This is a genomic window from Neorhizobium alkalisoli, from assembly GCF_002968635.1.
In the GTDB taxonomy this organism is placed as follows: domain Bacteria; phylum Pseudomonadota; class Alphaproteobacteria; order Rhizobiales; family Rhizobiaceae; genus Neorhizobium; species Neorhizobium alkalisoli.
Genome location: NZ_PVBN01000001.1, coordinates 393,212 through 420,098 on the forward strand (window position 1 = coordinate 393,212; position 26,887 = coordinate 420,098).

Annotated in this window: 22 protein-coding genes, 1 tRNA gene and 1 pseudogene; 11 read left to right on the forward strand and 13 right to left on the reverse strand. The window is 58.6% G+C overall.

The window, feature by feature from the left end:
* Window positions 1-310 precede the first annotated feature (310 nt).
* Both C5L13_RS01865 and C5L13_RS01870 read left to right on the forward strand, forming a co-directional pair.
* Entirely contained in the window at window positions 311-1,351 is a 1,041-nt protein-coding gene (locus C5L13_RS01865; RefSeq protein WP_105381554.1) for a fatty acid desaturase, read from the forward strand.
* An 89-nt stretch (window positions 1,352-1,440) separates the two neighbouring features.
* Complete coding sequence (locus tag C5L13_RS01870) at window positions 1,441-2,625, forward strand: sensor histidine kinase (RefSeq protein WP_105381555.1); 1,185 nt, start codon at window positions 1,441-1,443, stop codon at window positions 2,623-2,625.
* Between the two features lie 64 nt (window positions 2,626-2,689).
* Here C5L13_RS01870 and C5L13_RS01875 read toward each other — a convergent pair whose 3' ends face one another.
* From C5L13_RS01875 to darT, 11 genes are all read right to left on the reverse strand, one after another.
* A complete protein-coding gene (locus tag C5L13_RS01875; RefSeq protein ID WP_105381556.1) occupies window positions 2,690-3,016 on the reverse strand; it encodes a hypothetical protein in 327 nt (108 codons plus the stop codon).
* Between the two features lie 246 nt (window positions 3,017-3,262).
* The gene (locus C5L13_RS01880) at window positions 3,263-3,550 is read right to left on the reverse strand and encodes a hypothetical protein (protein ID WP_105381557.1); all 288 of its coding nucleotides are present in this window, start codon (window positions 3,548-3,550) and stop codon (window positions 3,263-3,265) included.
* A gap of 51 nt (window positions 3,551-3,601) precedes the next feature.
* Window positions 3,602-3,859 carry a hypothetical protein gene (locus C5L13_RS01885; RefSeq protein WP_105381558.1) on the reverse strand — a complete coding sequence of 86 codons (258 nt, stop codon included), beginning with the start codon at window positions 3,857-3,859 and terminating at the stop codon, window positions 3,602-3,604.
* Window positions 3,860-3,908: 49 nt separating this feature from the next.
* Window positions 3,909-4,175, reverse strand: a complete 267-nt coding sequence (locus C5L13_RS01890; RefSeq protein WP_105381559.1) for a hypothetical protein — start codon at window positions 4,173-4,175, stop codon at window positions 3,909-3,911.
* 29 nt (window positions 4,176-4,204) lie between these two features.
* Complete coding sequence (locus C5L13_RS01895) at window positions 4,205-4,459, reverse strand: DUF1488 family protein (protein ID WP_105381560.1); 255 nt, start codon at window positions 4,457-4,459, stop codon at window positions 4,205-4,207.
* A gap of 791 nt (window positions 4,460-5,250) precedes the next feature.
* Window positions 5,251-6,123, reverse strand: a complete 873-nt coding sequence (locus C5L13_RS01910) for a lipid kinase (RefSeq protein ID WP_105381562.1) — start codon at window positions 6,121-6,123, stop codon at window positions 5,251-5,253.
* 32 nt (window positions 6,124-6,155) lie between these two features.
* Window positions 6,156-6,983 carry a hypothetical protein gene (locus tag C5L13_RS01915; RefSeq protein ID WP_245423205.1) on the reverse strand — a complete coding sequence of 276 codons (828 nt, stop codon included), beginning with the start codon at window positions 6,981-6,983 and terminating at the stop codon, window positions 6,156-6,158.
* Window positions 6,980-7,348: a hypothetical protein gene (locus C5L13_RS29205; protein ID WP_245423206.1), complete on the reverse strand. Its 369-nt coding sequence runs from the start codon at window positions 7,346-7,348 to the stop codon at window positions 6,980-6,982. The genes C5L13_RS01915 and C5L13_RS29205 overlap by 4 nt, the downstream gene beginning before the upstream one ends.
* A gap of 909 nt (window positions 7,349-8,257) precedes the next feature.
* Window positions 8,258-10,330 (reverse strand): AI-2E family transporter, encoded by a 2,073-nt coding sequence (locus tag C5L13_RS01920; protein ID WP_105381563.1) that lies wholly within the window; start codon window positions 10,328-10,330, stop codon window positions 8,258-8,260.
* Between the two features lie 747 nt (window positions 10,331-11,077).
* Entirely contained in the window at window positions 11,078-12,550 is a 1,473-nt protein-coding gene (locus tag C5L13_RS01925) for a macro domain-containing protein (protein ID WP_105381564.1), read from the reverse strand.
* A gap of 3 nt (window positions 12,551-12,553) precedes the next feature.
* Window positions 12,554-13,885, reverse strand: coding sequence for a type II toxin-antitoxin system toxin DNA ADP-ribosyl transferase DarT (gene darT / locus C5L13_RS01930; protein WP_105381565.1), 1,332 nt, complete (start codon window positions 13,883-13,885; stop codon window positions 12,554-12,556).
* A gap of 247 nt (window positions 13,886-14,132) precedes the next feature.
* On the opposite strand from darT, the gene C5L13_RS29210 reads away from it, so the two are divergent.
* From C5L13_RS29210 to C5L13_RS01970, 8 genes and pseudogenes are all read left to right on the forward strand, one after another.
* The gene (locus tag C5L13_RS29210) at window positions 14,133-15,329 is read left to right on the forward strand and encodes a DEAD/DEAH box helicase family protein (RefSeq protein WP_245423207.1); all 1,197 of its coding nucleotides are present in this window, start codon (window positions 14,133-14,135) and stop codon (window positions 15,327-15,329) included.
* On the forward strand, window positions 15,277-17,277 hold the full coding sequence (locus C5L13_RS29215) for a DEAD/DEAH box helicase (protein ID WP_245423208.1): 2,001 nt from the start codon (window positions 15,277-15,279) through the stop codon (window positions 17,275-17,277). Before C5L13_RS29210 ends, C5L13_RS29215 begins: the two co-directional genes overlap by 53 nt.
* Before the next feature lie 78 nt (window positions 17,278-17,355).
* A complete protein-coding gene (locus C5L13_RS01940; RefSeq protein WP_245423209.1) occupies window positions 17,356-18,057 on the forward strand; it encodes a hypothetical protein in 702 nt (233 codons plus the stop codon).
* Window positions 18,058-18,182: 125 nt separating this feature from the next.
* Window positions 18,183-18,539, forward strand: coding sequence for a hypothetical protein (locus C5L13_RS01945; protein ID WP_105381566.1), 357 nt, complete (start codon window positions 18,183-18,185; stop codon window positions 18,537-18,539).
* Window positions 18,539-18,913 carry a hypothetical protein gene (locus tag C5L13_RS01950; protein ID WP_205836804.1) on the forward strand — a complete coding sequence of 125 codons (375 nt, stop codon included), beginning with the start codon at window positions 18,539-18,541 and terminating at the stop codon, window positions 18,911-18,913. The genes C5L13_RS01945 and C5L13_RS01950 overlap by 1 nt, the downstream gene beginning before the upstream one ends.
* Window positions 18,914-18,940: 27 nt before the next feature.
* Window positions 18,941-19,867, forward strand: a complete 927-nt coding sequence (locus tag C5L13_RS01955) for a DUF429 domain-containing protein (RefSeq protein ID WP_105381567.1) — start codon at window positions 18,941-18,943, stop codon at window positions 19,865-19,867.
* Between the two features lie 400 nt (window positions 19,868-20,267).
* Complete coding sequence (locus C5L13_RS01965) at window positions 20,268-20,579, forward strand: hypothetical protein (protein ID WP_105381569.1); 312 nt, start codon at window positions 20,268-20,270, stop codon at window positions 20,577-20,579.
* A gap of 219 nt (window positions 20,580-20,798) precedes the next feature.
* A pseudogene (locus C5L13_RS01970) lies at window positions 20,799-22,768 on the forward strand (hypothetical protein).
* A gap of 21 nt (window positions 22,769-22,789) precedes the next feature.
* On the opposite strand, the gene C5L13_RS01975 reads toward C5L13_RS01970, so the two are convergent.
* Window positions 22,790-24,712: a site-specific integrase gene (locus tag C5L13_RS01975; RefSeq protein WP_245423210.1), complete on the reverse strand. Its 1,923-nt coding sequence runs from the start codon at window positions 24,710-24,712 to the stop codon at window positions 22,790-22,792.
* 326 nt (window positions 24,713-25,038) lie between these two features.
* Window positions 25,039-25,112 (reverse strand) — tRNA-Gln (locus tag C5L13_RS01980).
* Between the two features lie 216 nt (window positions 25,113-25,328).
* On the opposite strand from C5L13_RS01980, the gene C5L13_RS01985 reads away from it, so the two are divergent.
* Window positions 25,329-26,885, forward strand: a complete 1,557-nt coding sequence (locus C5L13_RS01985) for a Ppx/GppA phosphatase family protein (protein ID WP_105381570.1) — start codon at window positions 25,329-25,331, stop codon at window positions 26,883-26,885.
* Window positions 26,886-26,887 lie beyond the last annotated feature (2 nt).

The window sequence follows — 26,887 nt, forward strand, 5'->3', positions numbered from 1 at the left end:
CGGGTAGCACGACTTGTATAGAGATAGTAGCTCGTCTTAGGGGCGCTGCTGTTGCGGGCTACCAAGCTTGTGCCCCAACGAAGGAGGACGTCATGTCTTCCATTGCCAACCGAGAAGAACTTGGTGGAGTAGACACGATATAGTGTTACTCAAACAAGCTCAAAGCGTTCGCCAGCGACTGCTGGAACTTTGAGGGCAGCACTCAGGTTCACCGGCTACGGATATCAGCAGGTGATCAGGCGCAGAAAGCCACCCCTAGCATTACGACAGCTTTTCAAAGTGCTGCCAAACAGAAAGACATTGATCAGCTATGACTGCAACCAATTCGGCCGCCTCTCATGGTGGCTTCTCGGAAAAGGCATGGCTCAAGATCTTATCGGGGTATCGTCAGCCCGCGTTACGCCGGAGCTTCTATGAACTCGCAGTAACCCTCATTCCTTTCGTGCTTCTTTGGGCAGCGGCATGGCTGGCCATCCATCTCGGGTATTGGATAGGGATGATTCTCGTTGTGCCAGCAGCCGGTTTCCTGCTGCGCCTTTTTATGTTGCAGCATGACTGTGGGCATGGCTCGTTCTTCGGAAGACGTCGCTGGGACGACTGGACGGGACGTGCGATTGGCGTTTTGACGCTTACGCCATACGACTACTGGCGCCGGGCACATGCTGAGCACCACGCCTTCGCCGGAAATCTCGACGAACGAGGCGTCGGCGACATTACGACGCTGACGGTGGAGGAATATCATGCCCTCACTCCCTGGGGGAAACTAGGCTATCGTCTATACCGGCATCCCCTGGTGATGTTCGGCATCGGTCCCGCTTTTCTTTTCTTGTTCAAGCAACGCCTCCCCTTTGGGATGATGCGATCGGGCGTCCTGCCCTGGCTCTCGACAATGGCGACAAACATCGCTGTAGCTGTACTGGCCGCCCTGTTGATCTGGGTAATTGGTTTGACGCCCTTCCTTCTTGTTCACCTGCCCATCGTCTTGCTCGCGGGATCGGCTGGCGTGTGGTTGTTCTATGTCCAGCACCAGTTTGAAGACACTCATTGGTCGAAGCCGCCGGAGTGGTCGTTCCCGCATGCTGCCATGCATGGTGCATCACACTATGATCTACCAAGGCCACTAAGATGGATCACTGGCAATATTGGGATGCATCATGTGCACCACCTTTCGAGCAGGGTGCCGTTTTACCGACTGCCGGAAGTTCTAAGGGATCACCCCGAGCTAGCGGAACTTGGCCGCATCAGCCTGCGCGAGAGCTTTGCCTGCGTCAAACTCATCCTTTGGGACGAGGCCTCACAGCGGCTGATTTCCCTCCGGGAGGCGAAGAGGCTTCCGTCCTTCAGTCGTTGAAACCCTTTGTGAGATCAGCCTCGTCTAGGGTGGTTTCTTAGTGACACGGTGAAGGTCTTCAACTGAGGCTCCTGGCTGGAGGTGAATATATGAACGAGTTTCAAGCAGACGTGGAGGACACGTCCGCGCGCACTGCATCTGAGCAAAAACTTGAAACCGTGCGAGTACGAGGCGGTGTATTCGTTGAGGCGGTTCGCGTAACGCGGATGCCGATGGTCGTCACCGACGCCACGCTTCCGGGCAACCCAATCACCTTCGTAAACCCGGCGTTCGCACATCTTTCAGGCTACAGCCCCGACGAACTGCTCGGTCAGCACCCTCACTTCATGAATGGCCCGCAGACCGATCCCGAGGCGATCGCGGAATACGAGGCTGCCATGAAGGAGGGGCGTGACACCACCCTCGAAATCCTGCAATACCGCAAGGACGGCTCGACCTTCCAGAGCATGCTGTTTGCAACACCGTTGGATGACGACCAGGGGCGTGTCACCAATCACTTCATGTCCTATCTCGACATAAGCCGCCGTTATGAAGCCGAGGAGGCACTGCGCGCGCTCAATGCAGAACTAGAACAACGAGTGGAGGAGCGCACCCGTACCCTGGAGGCAGCTAATGCTGCACTTAAGAAGGCAGACGCGGAACGCGAAATGCTTCTCGTTGAGGTCAACCACCGGGCCAAGAACAGCTTGTCGGTTGGAGCATCACTGCTGCAACTGCAGGGGCGACGTCAGGCGGACCCGCAGATGAGGGCTCTCTTTGTCGAGTCTGCTGACCGGCTAAGCGCGATGGCACGAGTTCACGACATGCTAAGCCGTTCGGAACAAGGGCAGCGCGTTGATGTAGCGACTTATGTTTCGGAGCTTTGCGAGGCGCTCAAATCCCTCACAGCCGGGGACGAGCGGATCTCACTGAGGGCGCGTACGGAGGAAGACGTTCTAATAGATGCCGACGTAGCCTTCCCGCTCGGCATCGTGCTGGCCGAGCTCATCACCAATGCTGTTAAGTACGCCTTCCCCGGTGACCGTTCCGGCACCATCGTGGTTCAGGCCAAGCGAAGTGGGCCGGGGCGGGTTGAAATCATCGTCCGTGACAACGGCATTGGGATGACGAACTACAGGGAAGGATCCCTCGGGTATGGCCTAATCCGCTCCCTCGTGAAACAGATCGGCGGTGAGTTGGAAATACAAGGTGACGCCGGCGTGACTGTAACGATAGCCTTCTCCGATGCATCGCGATTCCCGCCGACCGGCGGCCGTGAGCCGGCGGCTGGATAAGCTGCGACTTCCTAAGCACTTCGCTCCTGCTTTAGCCATAATCAGAGCGGCAGCGAAGCCGCTGTTAATCAAAAAGCCTTAGCTTACCTGCAGCAGCGTTGGCCTCATCCATTGCAGCGTCCAACGTCGCCTTTAGAATTCTGAGCTCGGCAAGTAGGCGGGGACTTAGATCTTGGCTCTGCCAGTCGTGCAGTTTCTGCTGCCATTCGGCTACTTCAACAATAAGCTTACGCGAACGATCCGCTGTTTCAGGATTGACATCCCTTGCGGCCCGTTCGGCATTTTCAGCCAGTTCAACAAGTTCAACAGTGCTTATGACCCAGGTTGGCAGGGCAAGGCGCACTGTCTCTATTTCAGATACGATGGCGTCGTCGGGATGATGATTGGTCATTCTGATGCTCCTCAAAAGCGCGCTTGCTCTCAGCTATTTGGTTGGGTGTGGGTCGCGCAGCCGTTTTTTTGGTCGTCTCGAGATCCGTCAGTAAGGTCGCTTGTTGACCTAGAACTTTCCAAGGTCTTCTCTGCTTGTTTGATGAGCTTATCTCGGTTTTTGTCCGCATCTTCGCCGCTCCGTGCGGCTTCACTCTCAATACTCGGTTTCATGGGCTTTGCTTCTTCTGCTGTTATGGGCTCGGGTTTAATTCGGTGTCGAGTTTTCGTCCGCTTTTCTGCGAAGTTCCTCTCTGTATTGCCCAACCGCTTGACGGACGCCGTCTTCCGGATGGCCGGTTATAGCGACTAGCTCGAGAACAGCGGCATCGGTGCCAAGGACGTCGAAGGCAACAAAGGCCTCAACTTCGTCTGCATGATAGGAGCTTTGAGGAGGTGTGCTGTACACTCCAAGAAGCGTCGCTTCTGGCAGCCCTTCAAAGAAGACGCCGATGTGGCCGATGCCGTCATAGAGTATGGTTTTGGTTATGCGCATGTTGTCCTCCAGCGACGCCATGGCATTGACCAAGGCAGCCTGTTTAAAGGGTCATAGGGACGACGAGGTGTAACTATCCTGCGCGGCGTCTGCGGTGTCGTCACCCACACCAAGGATGTTGATGAGCGCCTCTCTTTCCGGGCCGAACGGTTGCTGGTTGAGGAAGTCCGCAACGGGCATTTGTGTCTGGTGGCCCCCCGAAGGCTCGTTTGCTTTATGAAGAACGAAAGCTTGTTGAGTAGCCTCCTCGGTGAGCAGGAACCACCGATCGCCGTTCGAGCTGGAAGAAAACTGTTGTAGGTTGTTCATTTCGTTTGTTCCCGTTGGTTGTGGAAGCTGGCCAGATCGAGTGCTCCCGTCATGTTGAGGAGGCGGGACGCTGGGCAGGTTGGGTATCCTTAGCCAAAGCCTCATCGAGGGCGGCTTCGGTAACCGCAATGGCTTCTGTGAAGGCACCTGAGGTCACCATGAGCGTGAGTGTTCGGTGGTAGCCTTCCCACATCACATTCAGCGGCTCCTCGACGACATGAACATCGAATTCGCCAGGCGCATGTGCCTTATCCATTCCTGGCAACATGAAGGCGTTCTGGAAGGCAACCCGCCTGACGCTTGTCTTTATGTTCATGATTAGCTCCTCCAACAGTGTCGTTCAGGCTAGCGTAAATCGGCAGCTCTGAGCGTGTAGGTCATGCCGTGTTTCGGATTGTAGAGCTTCAGTGCAATCTGCTGGATTTTCGATCGAGCAGCATCAAAGGCACGCAGATAATCTTGTTCTGACAGTCTGGTGGCTGAAAGAGCGGCAGCGTCGACAAAAAACTTGACTTCGAACATGCCGTCATAGCCGGTGAAGCGGATCAAGTTCCTGACGTCATCGAAGCTTCTGCTCGCGTTTGGAAATGCTAGTGACATTGGATGTTCCAATTTGGGTCTGACGGCCATCCAAGGGGTACCGTATACGAGGCTGCCATCGTCGTGGACGACTTAGGTGCGCCGCGTCAGTGGGTAGGCATCACCGTCATAAAGTGCTTGCATCTGAACGCCGTCGAACCGCGCTTCATCCACTTCTAACACTGAACCGCGAAGCAGTGAGCTCGGGAATTCCTCGATGGCAAAGCGCAGAGCTTCGGCAGCGGTCTCAAAGCGCCGGTAACGGTGGCCGCTGGCTCGTTGCCTGCTCCGGCACGGATAAAAGCCCGCCCCCGCGTTATAATTGAACCGGGACTTGCTGCTGAATGGGACGGCCACTGGTTTGGCTGAAGATACCAACTGGGAGGGGCTAGTCATTGCGGAAAGACGGCGAGAGAAAGGTTCTCTTGACGTTTCCTTAGCCGAACTTGCCGCTCATCTAACCGTGCCTCCCGATCGCGCAGAGCAAGCCTGCCTCTTATGTCTTGAAGCTTGGCGGCATTAGAACCCTGTTCAGCAGTGGGTTGGTTGAACAGTTGCTCAATGGAGTAATAGTTACTTCTGATCATTTGACGTCCTCAGGTTCGGGCAAGACACACGTGCCTTTGCGCACTCTAGCCGACGGCGGAGTTCTTAACGTCTACAAAGATCGAGGTTAGCCAAGCAACCGGCTGTGCCGGGAGGATCAGGTGGCCAAAAAGGCTGCAACGTCACATAGATATGGCCATGAATCTCCGAGTTACAAGACGGCGGGTCAGGCTTATTGAGTTCGCCGCATTGAGCGCCTGTTAATACTAAGGAACGTACACCGATACGGCTTGCTCGCGGATCGTGAACCGCACTGGCGTCTTGACCTTGAGTTCACCGTCCAAATTCACCGCTCTTGGTTTCCGTGTTCCAATCGTTAGATCTTTCGTGGAAAAGGCGCGCACGTCCTTCCAGCCGCCTTGGGTCCCTTTCCTCAGACTTGGAAGCAGGGCGAGCAACTTCCACCAATGGTCCACCTCCAGGCTGTAAAAGTCGAGCAAGCCATCTATAGCCGTGGCATCAGCGTGGACGGTCATTCCACCCCCATAGAAACGTCCGTTACCAACCGCTATTTGAAAGGTGCGGAACCTCTCGATGCGACCATCATGTTCGAGTGTGGCGGTGAACAGGCGGGAGTCCGCAAACAGTTTAGCGGCGGCAATCGCATAACCCATCTTTCCCCAACGCTTCTTGGCACTCTCTGTGAGTGAAGCAGCAAGGTCGGCGCTGAACCCCATGCTCGCTACGTTGAAGAAGGGATAGTTATTGGCCATCCCAAGGTCGACCGACGAGGTCTTCCCCGAGGCGATAACGTTGATGGCCTCTGCCAAGTCTAGCGGCAAGCCGATGGTACGGGCAAAATCGTTGCCAGTACCGAGCGGCAGCACGCCAAGAGGGAGACTCGTTCCGAGCAGCCCGGATGCCACCGCGTTCAAGCTACCGTCGCCTCCGCCAACGATCACACGTCCGATGTCTGCCGCTCGCCTGAGGATCGCGTCTGACGGCTTCTCCTTGCTGTTTGGCGGCAGCTCCTGATAGCTGATGTTCGCTTCGTGAAGGAGACGCCGCACCTGTGGAAGTGCAGTCCTTCCGCTTCTGGAGTTGGGATTGACGAGCAGCAACGCCGGCTTGATGGTCATCTGCGTGTTCCTGTGAGGGCGTGGGCATGGTGTCATCCCGCCGAGCCATCGATGGGTGCATACTTTCCACTAAGGAAGGCGGGAAGTGGCCCAGCAGTCATCACCGTGAAATCGAAGTTGGATCTCCTGTCGGAGCCGAGCACATACTGCCGATGAACTCTGAGAAAGTCGCGCTTGATCCGGCGATAACGCTCTGCCGAGACAAGCCGCTTGACGCGAATGAATTCGATAGAGGCTTGTTTGGCATCGGGATGCCCGGCCAGGCTGACGACACAGCTTTTGTAGAAATGGATGCTGTCGGTCAGGCACTGGATCTCCAGCCAGAACACTTCCGCGGCGCGGGCGATCTGGCCGACGCAAGCCCTCAGGACAGTAGCCGACTTCAAGAATGAGCATTGGAGGATTGCGCCACCGAGCGTCACAAACACAACTCGCTTACCCTTGAACAGGTTTGGATTCTCGGAAAGCAGCGTCCCAATCACGTGAGCGGCTATGGCCGAACCCATGCTGTGGGAGCTTATCACGTGCTCATCGGTGTCCCCTTGTAACGCTTCTCTAGCCATTGCACGACATGCGTCCAACCAAGCGTTGACCTCTGGATCGTTGAGGCGAGCGACAGCTACCGCCAGCGTCCAGTCAGCAAACAAGTGGAGCGGATGAAACCGCGCTAGCACAGGAGGAAGGATGAACGTCAATAAGACAAGCGCGATTGGGAGGCTCCAGAGATAGTTTTGAGGCTCCAAATGCAGCAAGGCAGGCAACGACGCTGCGAGAGCACCTACGGCTAGGAGGCTCGTCATGAGTAAAAAGGGGAAGAGAAAGAACAGGCCAAATCGCCACGCGTGTCGGAAATAGCTCACCACCCCCCCTCCCAGACGACACGTGCCGCACTGATGTACCCGGAGAGGATCTGTTTCCAGAGGCTTTTGTTGGTTAGCGCGGCCACCAGCGAGAAATGGTCGAGCATATAGATGCGGCTTCTCGTTCCGTGCAATCCGTCCTGGCAGAAGACATCGAACCAGGTGAACGACTCATGCTGCACAAGCTCACCCACAGCCAACTGAAGCCCCCATGTCTGGGCACTCTGAGCCGCGGATCGCCTGTACCGGGCATGGTGCTCACGAGAATTCAGCGGCTCGAAGCCTGGAAAATGCAAAACAACTCGTGTCTTCACGTGGGTTGAAGAGTCAGTGCAACTCGCGTCGTGCACCTGCTTGAGCCGCATTAAAAATCCTCAGTTGAAAACGGCGCGGGAGCCATGATCTACTCTAGCACCGCGGCCGAAGGTATCTGGTCTAAGCCATGATCGCGTCGTGCCTGTCGTAGCTGTGCAATGTGGCGACATTGACCTGTCCAGCTCTGGCGAAGCTCCGAATGTCGTCACGTGCCCACCTGCGTACGCTGCTTGTGCAGCACTTTCGTTCGGAGCTTCGGTGGCGAGGTAAGTGGCCGTTCTCAACCACCGCCGATATTTAATGCATGCACCGCTTTTGGTGCATGTGTGTCTCCAATTATGCGCGCTTCACTTGTAACGAAGAGGTTGCAGCACGATGTGATACGTGGTCCCTGCAGGTCAGGCACGGGAACAGGTTCTCGGGAGAGCAACATGGGCTGGAAAACGCCGAAGGTTGAATATGTAAACGGGTACAAGATCATAGAGGTAGAGGGCCCCACATTTGAGGTTTACGATGGCGCCCGTCGGATTGCCGACTTCTCCTATCCTAGCGAAGCAGCCTCTCATGCCAGGTCCCTCCCCATGCGGGATACTTCCCCACGCTGAACAGCAAACGCGCCAGAAGGATAGCGCGACTTGCGGTGCTCCGCCACTTTTGTCCCTGCCGACGTAGATATAGCAATCACATCGGCTAGTTATTGCAGGCGACGCCCGAAGTCAGCGGCGATATAGTCTTGAGAACTGTGCTCGGATCTAATCACCTAATGTGCGAATCAGACGACTATGGCAATTCTTGCTGTGACTGACGTCATTTCCTGACGAATCGTTCGGGATGAAGCGTGCCGACGCGCAGACGCCATTCGGCGTTTCTGAAACGCCGCACTGGCAAGCCAACGGTGGCGGATGTGGCACTGCTTGCGACAGGGCTGACGTCGAACATGAGGTTCCTTCCGTCGCCGATCATATGGGCAACAACGGTGCGTCTGGGGTCGATTCAGGTCGACTTAGACTGTCCGGCGGCGGTGCCGTCTTGTTTAGGGGGCGCCTGATGCGGATCTTACGCGGCGGGGCCACCAGTGGCGGTTGCGTATCAGAGAGCGCTTCCCGAGCGGCCGAGGTCAGATTGAAGGCTACGAAGTCAGCCTCTTCGAGATCAAGCGATATCTTGTCGTCCTCGCCTTCCGTCCATAGCGCCGCGCCCACCCGCGCCGCCGGGTACAGACGCTTGAGCCTGCGGACAACCGTGCGGGCGTGCCTGCCCGAGTCCTCATTTAGAAAGCAGACGACAATGGCGCTTGTTCGTTCCGGCACCAAATTGGTGCCACGGCGATCGGAAAGATCGAAGTGCCTTGCTACCACCACCTCGGCTCCTTGGACCTGGAGCACTTGAGCGAGCATGGCTGCTGACGCATCGTCCAGCGGGCCCCTGCCGCCGATGCAGAAGACTGTTTTGCCACTCCCGTCCGGTAGTTCCGCTGCATCATCGCTCACCTTGATCGGCGTCACAGGGCGCTGATCTACCTTGGCTTCATCTTTGGGAGCTTGCTCCTCCTGCTCTTCTTCCTGGGCGATGTCGGCAAGATTGGAGACCAGAGCAATGGCAGCTTCATAAACCTGATCCATTTGTTCCGCCCTCAAGACACCACGACGCCGGTCCTTCTCAGCAAGCAAAAGGGCCGGAATAGCCACTTGGCTGTAGTAGTCCTCCAGATAGTCCTCCTCAAGAAGCTCCTCCGCGTAGTCAGTTGCCTCATCGGGATCTCCTGCGAGTAGCCGTTGATAGAGGCGCTCCTTAGGATCGAGCACCGGCTCGCTCCCAAATAGAACCTCCAGGAACTCGAACTGCGGGACGTATCGGCCCAGGACTACAAGACAGACGGTCAGTGGTGTCGATAGGACCAGGCCGACTGGTCCCCAAAGCCACGCCCAAAAAATCGCAGCGACGACGATTGCCAAGGGGGACAGCCCAGTGCGAGATCCATAAAGCCACGGTTCCACGATATTGTTGCTAGTCAATTCCAAAATGAGAAATATGGCCGCAACCCACAGAACGAGGCTCCAGCCTGGGTCGACCGCGAACGCCAAGAACAGCGGCAGAACCATCGCTATGACGGGTCCAATGTAGGGGACAAAACGGAGGATGATCGCCAGCATTCCCCAGAGCGCCGCGTTCGGAACCCCCACCACCCATAGACCGAGCGCCAACGGGACGCCGTAAGTGCAATTTACCACCAATTGCATGAGCAGATACCGGGCAACCCGGCTGCCGGCCTCCTGGATGGCCTCTGTCGTTCGATGCAGATCTCCGTAGCCGACGAGGCGGATAAAGCGGTCGCGAAGCGTTTCTCGCTCCAAGAGCATGAAAATGACCACGACTATGACCAAGCCTAGTGAGGCTATGGGGCCAAGCAGGGGACCGATCAGACTCGTGAGAGTGGCGATTGGACGACTAGGCGCAAATATCTCAACCAGAAGCGGTTCGCGTGGTGTCGGGCCAGCACTTGGGCCAGCATGTGGCTGTCCATCGTTGTTGAGTTCGCGGCCGACGCTCTCGATGGCGGACGTCAGGCGTCGGATGAAGCCGTTGTCCGTTCCGCTATCTTGAAGCGCCCGGATCTTGGCTATGATGTTGCCTTGGTATTCCGGGAGCTTCTGAGCCACCTCGGCGACATGCCCCGCCACGACGAGCCCAAAAATGACGAGAAAAAGGAAGGCGAGCACGACGGTGATTATAACGGCGAGAGTGCGCGGGAGACCCAACTTCCGCAGACGTGAAGAAATCGGAGCGAGGGCGAACGTCAGCAGGACTGCAATTGCCAGAGGAAGAAGCACGTCCTTGGCGAAATAGAGAATAGCGATCACTGCAAGCACGCTTACAAAGGCAGGCAGGCTTGATGACGGAGAAGAGGTCGAGATCGAATAAACGCGGCGGGGGCCGCCGAGGTCATTTAGCACTTTCGCCTCCGCGCTTTCGGCGTAGCTCGAACAGGTCGACGAGTCGGCCGTCTCTACTTTAGGATATGGGGCGCTCATCCACCTCGGCAATGATAGAGGACTTCAGCAGTGGCTGAGTGTTGGTGCGCGACCGCATGGGGGAGCTCATCCGCGCCGATCTGCGAGGCAGATGATCACAAAGCACAGACCGTCAGCCGCATTCCAAAGCGTCCAGTCCAGTTGCCAAGAAAACCCAGGACGCGGACGTCCATATGTCGGGCCAGAGGTGGAACTCCCTAATTGAGCTTACGGTATATTCAGGGTCAGTTCGCAACCCACCTGAACTCACCGTGAAGAACACGGAGTGGATGGAGCTTCGGCCGGGGCATCCACGACGCCTCGGATCTCTGCTTCCCGCATTGATAGTCTTCAAGCACGGACGATCCGCGAAAGGCCTCGTTCCGGTCATTGCCGCGGGTCCCCAGCCAATTTTCCTGGCCGCCTTGGAACACAACGGATGCCAACAAAATGCGGGCAAAGGTCGCCCAATTTATTGAGAAGACGCCAGTTTTCCGTACTGAGAAATTCGCCAATCTGGATCCAAAAAATCGGTCAAAAACGGCTTGCCTGGGTGACCTGGATTCTCACATGATTTCAATTACTTAGTGTAAAAACCTTGAAATTCCCTCTGTTTTCCCATCGCGAGCGACCGTGGATGCCGCTTTTGTGCCCTGGCTTTGGGCATCAGTCAACTGGACGGTCGAACGGCAATAATTTCCGCTTTCCGAGGTTCAGGCTGCAGTGAGGCGGCACAAAGCGTCCGGCAGCTTTGCGCCCTCATTGCGGTCATTCGGGATCGAGCTCGCGATGCCTAAAACCTGCCGTTGGCTCAATCGCGTCGCTAATCTTGTGTGTCGTGAAACCCAGCTCAATCAAATGTTGCCGGTTAGCATCGCTGACATTAGGAGATAATCTGACTGTCAGATCCACCTGGGTAGAAGAAAGCTGTGCCAAGAGATCAAAAATCTCGACTCGTCTCGTCTCAGTGCCTTGGTGAAGCGTCAGCGTAAGGATGTCACTGGCTAACAATGCGTCATCGCTTGTGGATATCTTTGGAGTTTCGGCAGGCGCACTCGACAGCCTAACGACGGCGTCATTACCCGATGCTGATGCCGTGCTGTCCTTTCCGATGAGGAAATCGATATTGGGTGCGCCTTCCTCGCTGCGTCTGCCGATGGGGCGTGCTCCCGCGCGTCCCAGTGCATCGCGCATCGCGGCCGGCGTCGTCTCGTAGCGGACATAGGAAATCGTCGTTTGCCCCCACTTAACGAGTCCGTTGCTTGCAAGCCATTCAGGTTCCGGATCGGACAAAAGGAGCGCTTCAGCGTTCTGCCGCAGCATATTCATCGTCTGCGCAAAAAGCTGCCGGCTCCACTTCCCGTTTGCCGGCGCCGCGGATGCAAGGCTCAGCGACCCGGCTCCATTCCGGCCGGCCTGCTTCGCCAAAACTTTGCGAGTGAGGACGCCGAAAGGCAGCAACATCACGACGTCGACGCCTTGCCTTAGGAAAATCCTTGCTAAGTCTTCGCTGACGCGAGTACCATAAACCAGCGCGACGGTCTTGCCGGCGGCCGAACGCTTCAGTTCAGCCGCGATCGCCTCCAGGGCCTGCAATTCACGCTCACCGGGACTGCGTGAGGGCAGCATCCCGATCCAACGCCGCGACAGCGCTTCCGGATCTCCCAGAACATAAAGCGGGCCGGGCGCCTCCAAGGCTGGCAGGCTGCCGCGTTGGACAAGCTCGTAGCCGAGCTGTTCGGCACTCTTCCGTTCGTCCTCGTTCGGCTGCTCAGTCGCTGTGCGGCCAGCCTGCCGCGACGCTGCAGGTTCGAAGACAAGCACATGGGCATCGACGCCATCAAGCTTGTCGCCGATCATCCGCGACACGCGATCCCAGTCCAAACCGCCATGTCCGCAGCCCAATGCGGGGAGCGCGACAGTCACCGGACCGAACCCGTCCAGATAGCAGCGCAGATCGTCCAGGCCAGCGGCAATGTCTTCGTAGCGCGATGGTTCGCGCCAGTCGCGCTTGGTCGGAAAATTGATGATCCAGTCCCCGGTCAGGGACTTCCAGACGTGCATTTTCCCAGGGGTAACGCGACCGTCCTTGCAGTCGCGTTGATACTCCTTGAACATTTCTGGATAGCGCTGCTTGAACGCCAGAGCGACACCTGCTCCCATCACGCCAACGCAATTGACCGTGTTGACGCGTATATCCGCGGGAGAATCGAACATGTCGCCTTTAACAAACTCAAGCATGACCTACTCTTCTATCGCCTTTACGCAGCGTTGATATAACATATCCGCCTTGTCCCCGTCCCACCAATGCGGGACTAACGCGCTAACGTCCGCCTTAGCGATCGCGAACAGCATATCCAGTTCCGCCACGTCGTCCACGACATCAAGGATCTGCTGTTCGTCGCGTCCTTGCCCGAGGACATCGCCTACAAGGTCATGATAGCATACAAGCTTCATCAATCTTCTCGCAGACGGCAAGCTGACGCTGCCAACATGCTTGGTCAGGATCTCAGCCATCATCGGCATCGCGCCAACAGGATGGTCGGGGTCGACCTTCTGCAGGCCGCCATTGCCGTCCCAACGCGAGCGCGGCCCCTTGCCGATATCGTGCAAATAGGCCGCGATCTCGATCAGCATCTGCTTTTTCTCGTCGAGCGCATTAAATTCATCAAGTGCCAGAAGCTGGGCGACCACCTCCTTCGTGTGGACATCAACCGTGCGTTTATGCACGCCGTTCTCCGAGCGCAGTTCAACCAGTTCGGCAGTATGCGGTAGACATCCGAAATCGGCCCGGAGACCTTCGCGCAGGCGCTTCAAGTTTTTGAACTCCGCAGTATCTACATGATCGCCGCCATGCTCCTCGACATAGGCGCACGCAGCCTCGAAAATGCTTGCTATCTCGCCGGGTCCCTTCACGACGCTGCTCTTTCCACCGCTCGCGAAATCCGTAAACCAGTGAGGTCGGTTCCATGGGTCTTGAAACTCGATGGGCGGAAACGGCTTGGTGCCCACAATAGTTTCGACACGCTTCTTGGTCTCTTTGCTCCACACGACGCAGCGCGCCGCCGCAGTCACGGGCAATTGGCCGTGGATGAGCAGTTCCGCCATGCGCCTGTGGCGATAGTCCTCGTCAGGATTCCCCCACTTTTTGCTGTCGATCGCGGCCCAGTCAAGTTGTGCGAGATCCGCCGGATCGTGGTAGAAATTCGGTGCGACCGTCGTATTCGCAGACGCGCCGGTGAAGATTGCATCCGCACGTTCGATTAAGGCGATGGGAAACTCAAAATAGAGAATGTCGTATTGATCGACATTCTTGGCATTCACGACGCCCAGCAGCATCGGGCTTACCGAGCCGAAATAGAAGGGCACATAGTCATGGACGCAGCCCTTTGGCCCGCATGACACCTTCATCTGCGCTCGGCGGCCTTGGATACCCTCCGCCGCGATCGAGCGATGCTTTATGGGAAACTGCGCATGATTGTTCGCCAGGAAGCCGTGCTGCAGTAATCCGGGCAAATTATCAATATGGGAAAAATGATACACGTAGCGACGCGCATGCTCGGCAGGAATTGGCATAGATGCCCCCGTTAAAACCCCAATTCGCGTCCCGCGTGCTTCTCGCCCGAAGCTTCGCGACGCTGGCGAGCGATATGGTGCTCGATCACCGAAATTACAACCTTCCTTGCGACTGCAACCGAAAGTAAAGCACGCCGGGCTTGGCGTAGATTATTCGCCGTCTCTCGCTATGGTTGAAAACTTGATCGCAACCGTTTAGCCTACAAGATGCAGCGCACGAAATGGCTGCCGTCACACGGGGGGTATGATGAACATGTTCGAGGACTGGAGGGGCAGACTCACGCTGCCGCCCTTGTCGGCGCTTCGGGTGAAGATCGGGCGCAATGCCGTCCGGCAGGTCGTGTTCCGCGGGGCCACAACACGCGCCCGCATCTTCCTCAACGACATGCCAGGTCACGACCTCGTCAAGACCGAACTAAAACCGCCCTACGACCAGCTCTATATCCGCCGCAAAGGCGCGAAGCACCGTGAGACGGATCTGCCTGTGCTCACGGCCGACCTGGCACGTGACGCAGCCATCCCCGAGACGTTGACCGTTCAGTGGGACGTGGTGGAAGCGCTTACCCGGCGCGTCGACACACCAGAAAAGCTGTTGACCACGTGGGAGAACCAGTTCTTCTTCCGGCTGGAAGGTCCAAACGACGAGCCCGGCCTGCGCCTTCCGCAGATCGGCGCGCTTCATGCTATTGCCGCCCACTTCGCCGTGGGCGACACGTTCGAGCCGGCGACGGTCGTCTTGCCGACGGGGACCGGCAAGACCGAGACCATGCTTGCCGCCCAGGTCTATCTTCGACCGGCCCGTACGCTGGTGCTGGTGTCGGGCGTGCCCCTTCGTGACCAGATAGAGGATAAGTTTGCAACCCTCGGCTATTTGCCGACGGCGCAAGCGATTCCAGTCGAGTTGTTCGGACCGCGGGTGGCGCTCATCTCCGGCGGCATCCGAAGCGTCAATGAGGCCGAAGAGCTTTTAAGGAACGCGAACATCATCATCGCGCTGCCGAACTCACTGGCGGCGTCCGACACCGACGCCGTTGCGACACTCGCCGCTGGGTGCTCGCACCTCTTCGTCGATGAGGCGCACCACATAACCGCGCGGACTTGGCGCTCGGTCCGCGACCGCTTCAGTGGCGGGAAGGTCATTCAATTTACGGCGACGCCGTTCCGTCGGGACGACCAGCGCGTAGATGGCAAGATCATCTTTAACTACAAACTCGGGGACGCCCAGCGCGCCGACTACTACAAGAAAATCAACCTCAGGACCGTTGAGGAGTATGGCGACCAAGAAGCGCGCGACGAAGTCGTCGCCCGCGCGGCCATTGAGGCCCTGCGACGGGATGTCAATGAGCAGAAGCTTGACCACATTCTGATGGCGCGCACCGAAACGCAGGCACATGCTCGGCGAGGGCTTCGATTTCTCGCAGCTCAAGCTTGCGGCGCTGCATGACACGCACAAGTCGCTCGCTATCACGCTCCAGTTCATCGGTCGCTTCACGCGCAAAGGGCCTAAGGACGTGGGCGACGCGACCGTCGTCACGAATATCGCGGACCCCGGCGCGGAGAAGAAGCTCGCCTCGCTCTACGCGGAGGGCGCGGATTGGGACCTGTTGATCCGCCGTCTCAGTGAGGAGCGCATCGATGATGAACTCCGGCTGCAGAACGTCATCGAACAATTGAAACTGAACGGTACGCTTGCAGCGGAGCTCTCGCTCTGGAACCTCCGCCCAGCCATCTCGGCTCAGTTCTACAGAACGAAGTGCAAAGATTGGACTCCGCTCGAATACGCCGGCGTCCTGCCGACGGCTGCCGAGACCTGGTATGCCCTCGACGATAAGGATAGACTCCTCGTTGCGGTGGTCGCACAGACGGAAGAGGTCAAGTGGGGCGATTACCAGAACGTCGTGAACACCCTCTATGACCTCGTCATCGCGCGTTGGGAAGAGGACGAGGGCGTGCTGTCCATTTACGCCAGCGATTACGATCGGATGCGCACTGAGCGCATGGCGAAAGTGATTGCGGGCGATGACGTCGAGCTTTTCAGCGGCGACGCCATCTTCAACATTCTGAATGGCGTGGAGCTGCCCCTCGTAAAGAATCTCGGTTCACGCCGTGTTGGCGCGATCAGCTTCACGACCTACTTCGGGACAAACGTCACGGAAGGCCTTGGGCACATCGACAAGTCCGAGGCCGAGCTCAACAACATCGCCTGTGTCGGGTACGAGGACGGCGACCGAGTCCTTTGGGGTGGAGCAAAGCGTCGTGGCAAGGTCTGGCAGCAACGTACGTCCGGTTCGGTCGCGGATTGGGTCGCCTGGACAAAGTCGACATGGGACAAGGTCACGTCGGACGACGACGACGTGAAAAACATCATCAAAGGCTTCCTCAAACCTATCAAACTAACTGCTCCGCATACGTCGCATGCCATCTCCGCCGAATGGGGCGAGCAGGCACAGCAGAACCAAAGCGAACGGCAAGCCATCTTGTTCGGCAAGGTCGAGAAGCTGCTTTACGAGGTCGATGTCGGCATCGATTCTATCGAGGGTGACGGCACGATCAACGTCAGCTTCGAAGCTGAGGACGCGCAGGCCGTATATCAGCTCAAGATTTCGGAAAGCCTTCCCGGCGGATACGCGTACGAGCGCAGATCCGGTCCCGCCGTCATGTTCAAGCGCGTGACAAAGGAAGCCGAACCGCTGGAGGTCTACCTTCAGCGCGATCCGGTCGTGATCCGCTACGCTGACGGCACGCACTCGTACAACTGCTATCACATCCCGACGAACCTCGAAGTGGGTGTCTATCCCAAGGACCAGTTGGAGGCTTGGGACTTCACGGGCGTGCCGCTCAACAAGGAATCCATCGGTAAGGCCGGCGACACGGCGACCATCCAGTACCGCGCCTTCGAGCACGTGCGTGACGAGTACAATCTGGTCTTCAACGATGACGGTAAGGCAGAGGCCGGTGACCTCGTGTGCCTAAAGGACATCGATGAGAGCACCATCAAGCTGACGCTGGTCCACTGCAAAGGCGCCATCGGGGGCCGAGTCTCCGCTCTCATCGACAACTTCTACTTCGTCTGCGGCCAAGCTCAGAAGTGCATCACCAAGAAGCACAAGGGTGTAGAGCGTCTCGTCAGAGACCTAAAACGGCGCGAGGCGCAGTGGACGGCGACAGGGAATACCCGGTTTCTTAAGGGCGGACAGCGCGAGCTCTCGTACTTCAAGGAGAAGGCTCGGAAATCGCGGGTCGAGTTCGAGGTCGTTCTCGTACAGCCCGGCGCCAACGCCGACAGCGTGACCGTTCCCATCCTTCAGTTGCTGGCGACTACGGAGCTCTTCTTGAAGAAGACCACGGACGCCAGCTTCCGCGTCATCGTCAACGCGGGCGGGGTCGATTGATGTAATCCGGGCCGCTTCAAGCGAACGCTGCGCCGGCTCGCTCACATTGCCGGAAATGACTGGCGGGCGCTCGAGGGCGTGCGGCTTGATTGCGAGGCGCCGGCTAGAGGCAGCTACACGCCGGACTTGATCGTCGTGAACCGCGCCATGCGCACTGCCTTCGTGCTGGATCTGAAACGGTCGCTCGCATCCTACGGCGATACAAGCCGGCTCGAGGAGCTGAAGCTGAAAATGCTGGCGTCGGCCATGGTGCTGCCTGACTGGCTCTACAAGACCCAGAAGCGAACGATGGTCGAGACCGTCGGCGTTGCGATCATCGATGGCGCCAGCCGTCCGAGTGATCATCCGGCAGGCGTCTGGGCGCTCTCCGAAATCGACGATCTTCTTGAGATCGATGGTGCCGCTGCCTGCATGGCGGAACTGCGTGTTCGCTTCGGGCGCCGCGTGCGGCAGCTTCTTGAGGTCGAGGCGTGCCGGGCGCTCGGTCTCCCCGAGATGCCGGCGGCGACCCTACCGCTCGCGGCTGCCGGCTCCGAGACGTCGCTCCATCAGCGTCGCTTCGGGACGCTGCGGGCGATCCCCCGCGTGAAGATCTGCGATGACGTCACCGATGACACTAAGGATCATGGAGCCGGATGCCGTTGCGGCTCCTGTGAAGAGCCGAGCTTCGATGATGACGACGACGGCCGCGATGATCCGGAGGCGCTGGCAGATGAGGTGGTCTCCTGGCCACCTGAGCACATCCGCATTGGCTTTGCCCGGCGATTGCTCGACGCCTGAGGCGATCGACCCCCGCTCGAAAGAGGAGATAGCTGCGGCGCGTGACGCCGCGGCGGCCTCTTGCCGTTCCCATCATCCTTGAGAAGACGCCGTCCGATGAAGCCGGACCGGCGAGGAGATCCTGCATGTCCGCAGACATCATGTCCACCCAAGCACCATCGACATCTGCCCGCCTCAAGCGAGGCAGCTCGAAAGCTTCCAAGCCCAATCAGCCCCTTGTTGATCAGCGTCCGCAGGACGACCCAGCTCTGATCATCGGCCTCGCTCTTGCGTTTGCCCAGCAGGGGTCATCGGACAAGCGCGCCATTCCCTCGGTGGTGCTCGAACCACTCCGGCAACTGGCAGAATCCGGAGATCCCACTTGCCGGCTCGTTCTCGATTACCTCGAGAGAAGGGTCGGCGCCAATTATCGGACGTTTACGCGTCAGGGCTTGTCGCCGGAAATTGTTTCCGTTCACCCAGCTATGAAGGAGGATCGTTGATGGATCGTCTGTCTTCTTTCCTACTCCGGCACTTGGCCCATGTCGAGCGCCGTGCCGTTCGGCGTCTCGCGGTCCGCAACGGCCTGCTGACGATGAGCACCAGCATCGTCGATGGTCATGTTGTCGGCCGCTTTAGCCCAGCCTTCGATCCCTCCCATCTCACCGGCGAGTTCGAACAGAACCGTCAGTGGGTGCGGGATCATCTCGCAGGCTTTCTGATCGATGCCCCGCAGGACGGACACGGCCGCCCCGTTCTCGTCCCGGCCGTGCCGGTGTGGCCGGCGCATTTCACGCGGCGTTTTGCGAATGAAGATGGCACGCCCCAGGCTCTTGATGGGGCAGCGGTCATCGACATCCTGGTCGCCGCCTCGTAAATCCAGAGCGAGGGATGGAGGACGTAAATGTCTGTAACGGTCATCGCGCATTGCGACTGGAGTATTGAAGCCAAGAAGCGATGGATGTGCGTGGCGGTTCGGCAGGGCGATACATGGGCCCTGTCGGCGCCGGAGGCTGTCGGCGACACACAGAACCTCATCCACCGGCTGCGGCGGCGGATAGTAGCAGACGCGGCAGTGCTGATGGGTTTCGACTTCCCGATCGGGCTTCCTGCCGCCTACGGCAGAGTGCTGGGGGGATCTGACTTCCGTTGCTTTTTGCGTTCATCTGGGGACACACGCTTTGCGCGGTGGTTCGACGTTGCCGAGCATCGCAGCGAAATCTCCATCGACCGCCCCTTTTATCCGATGCGGCCGGGGGGCACACAGCGTCAGCACCTCTTCGACGCTTTAGCGCTGAGCGGCAATGATCTTCTGCGCCTCTGCGAGCGGGCGACGCCGGATCGCGGCGACGCCTGCATGTTGTTCTGGACGCTCGGCGGCAATCAGGTGGGCAAGGCCGCCTTGGCCGGCTGGCGTGAGATTATACTGCCGAACTTGGAGGAGCTATTGCTTTGGCCGTTCGACGGGCCGCTCCATGAACTGATGATGCCGGGCGCCACTGTTGTCGCCGAGACCTATCCCGGCGACGTCTATGGGCAGATTGGAATTCCCCGACGTCCGGTATGGAGCAAGCGACAGCAAGACGGACGCCGGTCCGTGGCAAGTCATCTGATGCGGTGGCTGGAAAACAGGCCACATGTCGACGGGAGCGAACTCCAAAGTCTGATCAGCGATGGCTTCGGAAACAGCAGGGACGGTGAAGACCGGTTCGACGCGACAGTCGGCCTGCTCGGCATGATCGACGTCGTCGACGGCCGACGGGGTGAAGGCCTACCGCAAGCTGATGATGTCAGAACATGGGAAGGCTGGATCCTCGGTCAGCAGGCTTAAGTCTCCCGCACGTTGATCTACCTTAGAACAAGCTGATACAGGTCGCCGGCAACTCTAAACAAATTGCGCTCATTCGATTCGAACTTCCAGGCGAACGATTCGAAAGTTGAGGGCAACGTTTCCAAGCTCGGGGCAAACGTTTCGTTTTTCGATATTTCCGATTCCCGTCCTATCGAAAGAGCCGGAGATCGTGCATCCGGCGGCGTCAACATAGCCGCGGGATTGCCGGCAACTTGTTTCGACGCGCCTGCAACCTGACAAAAATTGCGCTCATTCGATTCCAAACTCGAAAATTCCGATTCAAAACACGATGATTCCGTTTCGGCGACAAACGCCTTGCGCCATGCCGCCGGTCATCTGACCATAAGAGTGCCATCAACGAAAACAGGGGGAGGATGTTATGGCGCGACAGACCTTGGAGGAGCGGAACGCGAAGCAGCGTGAGCGGCAGCAGCGGCTGAGGGACCGGCATCGGGCCGAGCGGCGCCCGGATCGTGACGACGTCGCGCGAGCGATGCTGTTCTGGACGATCACCAGCTATCTCGACCAGGGACGGCAGGACTGGATAGAGGAGCTGGGCGACGCCGTTGTCGGGGTTCTCGTTGACCAAGGCTTTGACGAGCGGGCAGCGGACGAGGTTTTCGATGATCTCGTCGATCGCTATGCCCGCGACGACCAGCCCTTCCGAAGTAAGCCTCACCTGCGGGGCTGACGATCTCTGGCCATCTGCTCTGCCTGATCACTAACTATTTGTGCAAACGGCGTTATCATTGGGGACTTCGTCCCCCCGTTACTTCGTGAAACGCCGTTTGCAACTGAATCGTTTTTATGAAGCTTTCGCCTGCGGAAACTCTCGGTTACCGGAGGTTAACTCCATTCGCATAGCTCGCGTGCCCCGCGTCTGCGGGAACGACCAACAACAGCTACGTGAATGGAAATGAACCAATTTTCTGCCAAAGCCTTTCAACGCAAGATCGACGCCTTCTGCCAACTGCGGCTGGCGCCGCTTTTCAAGGACGACGAACTTCCCCGGCTGAAGTGGTATTTGCACACGCTCATTCAGACGAGGAGACCGGCGCCAAGAACCAGCGGCAAGACAGACTGGCACGTTGTCGCGGCAGCCTGCGGCCTGGACACCGATCTGCTTGCGGGCAACGCGCGTCAGATCGACCCAGCCTTTGACGCCATTGTTCGCTGGATCCGGGACACGCGCCTCTTAGCCACGGCCGCAGACCCCGAAGTCCCTCGACCACGAAAGACGCTGAGGACGAAGGCGGTGCCCACAAGTCCCCGACCAGCTCGCCCACCGCAGAACCAGCCCAAACCAGCATCGGGCGCTACAGCACCAAGTCCACGCACAGGTCTCGAATTCCCAGAACCGTTGTTCGACGTTAGCGAAGATCCGACGGACTTTTCCGAGGCGTTACAGCTCCAGCTCCGGCGCCATGGCGAACCGTACTGGACGCTTTATCGCGGCATCATTGGTCCAGATGACGTCACAGACAAGAATACGCTTTTAAGCTGGATCGAAGGCCGGAAAGTGCCGCGGAGTATCGAGAGTTTCGAGATCTTGTCACGGATCGAGCGACGGTACCGGCTTCCTGCTGGCTACTTCAAAGCCAAGCTTCCACACCCTTCACGATCGGCGTCAGGGTTTGAGCTGTCCGGCATAGAGCCTGCCGAACGGCGTCGCATCGCCTGGCATCTCCCTGAGGATTTCAACACGCTGTCCTTCCAGAAGAGAGAGGAAATCATCGATTGGGTACGGCGGGTTATTATCAGCGGCACGACGGACTACCGGAAATACCAAGCAGCCGCCGCCAAGCAGCGTTACGCCATCCGCTTCCCCGGCGTCTCCTATGGTGGGCGGGCGCCACGCGACGGGAAAATCGTCGTTCCTGCGAACTATGAGCAGACCTGGGTCGAGGATCCTGACTTGCTGTCAGGCGTGATAGAAGCGCCGCCGTCACTTGCAATGGAAATGGCCGACTTGGTGCGCTTCAAGACGTCAGCTCTGACGTCGGTCGGCTTTCAGCGAAACGGGGTCTGGGGTGAAGAAACCGCCTCGCAGAAGATTGAGCATCTCGGGCTGATGTTCGGTGCCCTTACAGCATCGAGAGATGGAGAGGTGAAGGGCTACGGGGTGCCGGTCCGGCAGTTGACGTTCGGACTCCTCATTTTCCCCGGCGTCTGGGATTGGTATCTGCAGTGGCGGGAGACGCGCCGCGGCTTCTTCACCGCTTGGGAAGTCGACATGTTGCGGATCGCCTTGGCGATTACCAAGGAGGGAACCGGATGGCTCCGGCAGCATCCGGAGCTGCTGGCACGCGTTCAACCGATTGCCGGCCTCGTTTCGCAAAATGAGATCGACTATGCGAATGCGGACTGGCACGGTGCCTGCGAAGACTTCCACAAGCATGCTGCCCACCGCGTCAAGGAAATCCAACGGATTGCTCGCGTCCATCGCGACCCTTTCGAGCCGATCATGCCGGTCCTTGAGGCGGCAAGCCCCGTTGGCGAGTATCGCAAGATCACCGAGGAGATCATTCGCCTGCGGATCCCGGCACGTTCTTCGTCAAGACTGTCAAGACGACCAGCACAAACGCGGCCTATGACACGACGAGTTTCTACGAGGCCTGGCGTCACACCATTCAGCGCTACGGCATATACAACCCCTATACCGGACGAGGCGCGATCAAGGGGCTGCTCCCGCACGGCCCCCACAATGTCCGTGACGTGCTGGCGACCCACATCCTGAAGCAGACAGGCTCCTACGAGCAGGCGAGCTACGCCATCCAGGACACCGCCGAAATGGTCGCCAAGCACTACGGGCGCTTTCTCCCGCAGGACAAGGCCGCACTTGCGGCACGTATCCTGAATCAGGTCTGGGAAGCCGCTTAATGGATAAGGAGGCGTCGGAAATTATTTCCGGCGTCTCGCCTCGTTCTTCGCTCCGCGCGCCCACGGCGGCGGCAGCCGTTTTTCAATCCATGGCAGTAGTTTGATCGGCTTCGGGTCGATGCCGGCGGTGATGATTGGATACTTGCTAAGAGCATCGCGCATCAATGGCAGACCAGCGGGGTTGGTGTAGCGCGTGTTGGTTTCACTTCCCTCGCTAAGGCGTCCGGAAATGTCATCGATAATCAGGGGCGGGACCCCCGCCTGAAGGAGGGTATCTGCCATGCCGTGGCGGAACGCGTGTAAAGCGCGCTCCCACATGTTCTCTCCGAGGCACTGTTTCATGATCGGGAGGAAGACGTCGTAGAAGCGGTCGCCGGGATCGTTCAACGTCTTGTCGGAGAAGAGTTCAGGGAACACGGCCTCATACCCCAGCTCCTGTAGCAATGCACAATAGTCCAGGAAACCCAGGCGAACCAGCTCATCCGGCAGTGGCAAAACGCGCGCTGATTGCACAGTCTTGAGCCGCCGGAACTTGTTTGTCCGAATGATGAGCACAAGACCATCATCGTCTTCGGCGATGTCGTCCAATGCAAGCCCTGCAAACTCGAGCCTGCGTGCACCGAGATAGGAAAACATAATAGGCAGGAAGTAAGCCGCGTCATGAAAGACGTGCGGTCCAGGCTTTTTGCGGCCTCGATCGTGGTTCAGCGAGCCAGTGTAGATCGGGCTTGAGAAAATCGGTTTGATCTCGTCGGGCGTCGGCTTGTGCTGTTGTGTACGAATAAGCCCGGCCTTAGGCTTTTTCGGCCTCAAGCCCTGGAAAGTCCAATCGCCAACTTCGAACCCGCGAGCGCGGACATAGGTCAGAAAATGGTTGAGGTTCCCGATGTGTTTGCGGATGGTGGCTGCCTTGAGGCCCACCTTCGCCTTTTTGCCCTCCGCGTTGGCCCGCTCGCGTAGCCTCTCGCCCTCAGCGCGAAGCTCGGGCGCGGACATCGCCCTCATTCTGGCGCTTTTTCCCCAGTTAACGGGGATGTCGTTGAAGTGCTGGCGAAGCTCGCCGAGATGGTATTGCGTAATCTGCCCGGTGTGTTCCACTTCGTGTTCTTCGAGCACGCCCATGAACATGCGAACGAGCGCACGAGCGTCACGTGCGGTCGTCTCATCCCAAGCGTCCTTCATGTTCTTGACGAGCCCTTCGCACGCAGATTCGAAATCCGCGACGGCAATGACGCGGCGGGGCTTTTCGTCAATTGGCTCACTGACAGCGAGCCGCGGCGAGGGAGTGAGATCGAGCAGCCTCACCGGCGGCACAGCGGGCGCGGAGGGCCCGACAACATCTTCAGCGGGAACCGCGATCTCCAACGATGGCGGCGTCATTTTCAAGGGTGCGGCGACCTCGATAAATGCAGGCTGTGGTGTCGAAGCCGGACCGCCGGTGAGTTCGCTCAGGTCACGATCGGCGAGAGGATGCCGTTCCGCGACATCGAAGAGCGCTTCCGCCCGTCCGCTGAAATAGGCCTTCATGGCCTTTTCCTCGTTGAGCGGATGGGAATTGATTTCGAAGAGGTGCATCAATCTTCGAATGCCCTCCTTGAAGCCGCGCGAGTTCGCTTCTTGGAGAAGTTCGAGGTAGTTCGAGTTGATCGCGAAGACGTGGGCGGCGGGAACCCCGTTTTGCCTGAGGTAGGCTAAGCCGCGGCAATTTTCCTTCAACGTCAGGTGATGGGTGATGCCGAACATCCCCATCAGGCGATAGGCCCAGCCATTCTCGAGGTCCATTTCCAGCTCTGAAATGTCGGCGGGACGGCCATAGCGCCGCGCTACCATCGAGACATCTTCCAGATGCATGAGCATCATGTCTCGTTCGTGTTCGCAAAGCTTTTGGAGCTGCGCCTTGGACATGGGTTCCTTCTGCTTCAACTTCAGTTCGGCGACCAGCATGTTGAGCTTGCGGCCGATCGCCTGCGCTTTCTTATGATCAGAACAGTGAAGGCTCAGTGAAAGCCGGCTGCCTGGTCGGCACTGCCCGAAGGCGCTTGGGACGCGCGCGCGCCAATAGAAGATATTGCCGCGGCGGGTGAGGTTTTCGACGTCGTGGCGGACCGCCATCAGGTTGTTGCCCTTGCCTACCACCGGCGTTGCCGCCGCGCATATTTCGCGTGGGCATCACCTGTGGGCTACAGTTCTGGGCATCAGGTCGCCAATGATGCCAAAACGATATCCGGCACGACTGGAAAATCAAGGAATTAAGGGCCTTTAGGGAGAATTGGCTGGGGAACCTGGATTCGAACCAAGATTAACGGAGTCAGAGTCCGTCGTTCTACCGTTGAACTATTCCCCAGCAGGCTCAACCGGTAAACCGGCTCGGCTGATGTGCGGCGCTTATAAACAAAAGCGGGCGAATTGCAAATACCGATTTCGAAAAAAATAGAAAGCCGGCAGCCTGCCCCAACAGAGGCCTTCTGGAGGACAACAGTCGGCAAAAAGCCGTTGGCGAAAACGCAACGGGCTGTTATCTTCACGCCAACGAAACAAACAAACGCCAGCGGCATGCCTCATGAAGGTGTTGCGCGGCAAGATGGACATAGAAGTGATGGACCCCGATAGCGGCGCGAAGACGCCGGAAGGCGGGGCGTCGGCAGCGCGCGGGGAGGAAAGATCCTCTCGGCGTCGGAAGGCGAAGCGACGGGGCAAAAGCCGCGACGTGGCGTCGTTCGCACATGTGGGTTCGGCTGATTCTGCCGGCCCTGCCGCACGTTCCCATATCCAGGATACCGGTCAGCCGGCCCGCAAGCGCAAGCGTCGACGGGGGAAATCCGGTGGCGTTCAACAGGCGGCGCCGGCAGCAAGCGACGTCGCGGCGGTGGAACCTGTCCGTTCAGGCGAATCACAGTCACCCTCGGGCAAGTCGCGCCACCGGCGGAAGAAGAATCGCGGTGGCCGCGGACTGCAGGGTCGGCCGCTGGCTCCAGCCAAGACGCAGCCGAATGTCGCAAAAGCAGTGCCGTCTGCGCCGGCGCCTGCCAAGGATGGCCGGAACAAGCTTGGCGGCGATGCCCCAGCTTCCGAGCCGCGGGGAGACAGGTTTCCCTTCGTCAACGATCTTTACGCAGCACTCGATCTCGGCACCAACAATTGCCGCCTGCTGATCGCGCAGCCGACCCGGCCCGGACAGTTTCGTGTCGTCGACGCCTTCTCGCGCATCGTGCGCCTGGGCGAGGGGCTGGGGGCGAGCCGAAGGCTCTCGGCGGAGGCCATGGACCGTGCGGTCGATGCCCTGCGCATCTGCGCTGCCAAACTTGCCAACAAGCCGGTCCGCCGCATGCGCCTGATCGCGACGGAAGCTTGCCGCGCCGCCGAGAACGGCGAAGAGTTTCTCGGTCGCGTTATTTCGGAAACCGGGCTCGAATTGGAGATCATCGACCGGGAAACGGAGGCACGTCTCGCCGTTTCCGGCTGTGCGTCGCTCGTTGGCCGCGAAGCCCGCTCCGTGGTGTTGTTCGATATCGGCGGCGGGTCTTCGGAAATCGCCGTCATCCGCATCGGCGAAAATCGCTCAAGCCGGCTCGCCAATCACATCACCCATTGGACCTCGCTGCCGGTCGGCGTGGTGACGTTGTCGGAGCGCCATGGCGGACGCAATGTCACGCCGGACGTTTTCTCCGCCATGGTGGCGGAAGTCGAAGGCATGTTGGCAGATTTCCAATGCCCGCCGCTCGAAGCCGTTCGGCGCCAGGGCGCGGAGGATTTCCACCTCATCGGAACGTCCGGAACGGTAACCACGCTAGCCGGAGTTCATCTTGACCTGCCGCGCTACGATCGGCGCAAGGTCGACGGTCTTTGGCTGACCGATGCGGAAGTGAGCGCCATGCAGGCAAAGCTGCTGTCGTGGGATTTCGCCGGCCGTGCGGCCAATCCGTGCATCGGACCGGACCGCGCCGATCTGGTGCTTGCGGGTTGCGCCATTCTGGAAGCGATCCGCCGCCGTTGGCCGAGCCCGCGCATGCGGGTGGCGGACCGGGGGCTCCGCGAAGGGCTGTTGACCGATATGATGGCGGACGACGGCGTCTGGCGCCGCGCGCGTCAGCGCCGGCCGGCAACCGGCGGACAGTAACA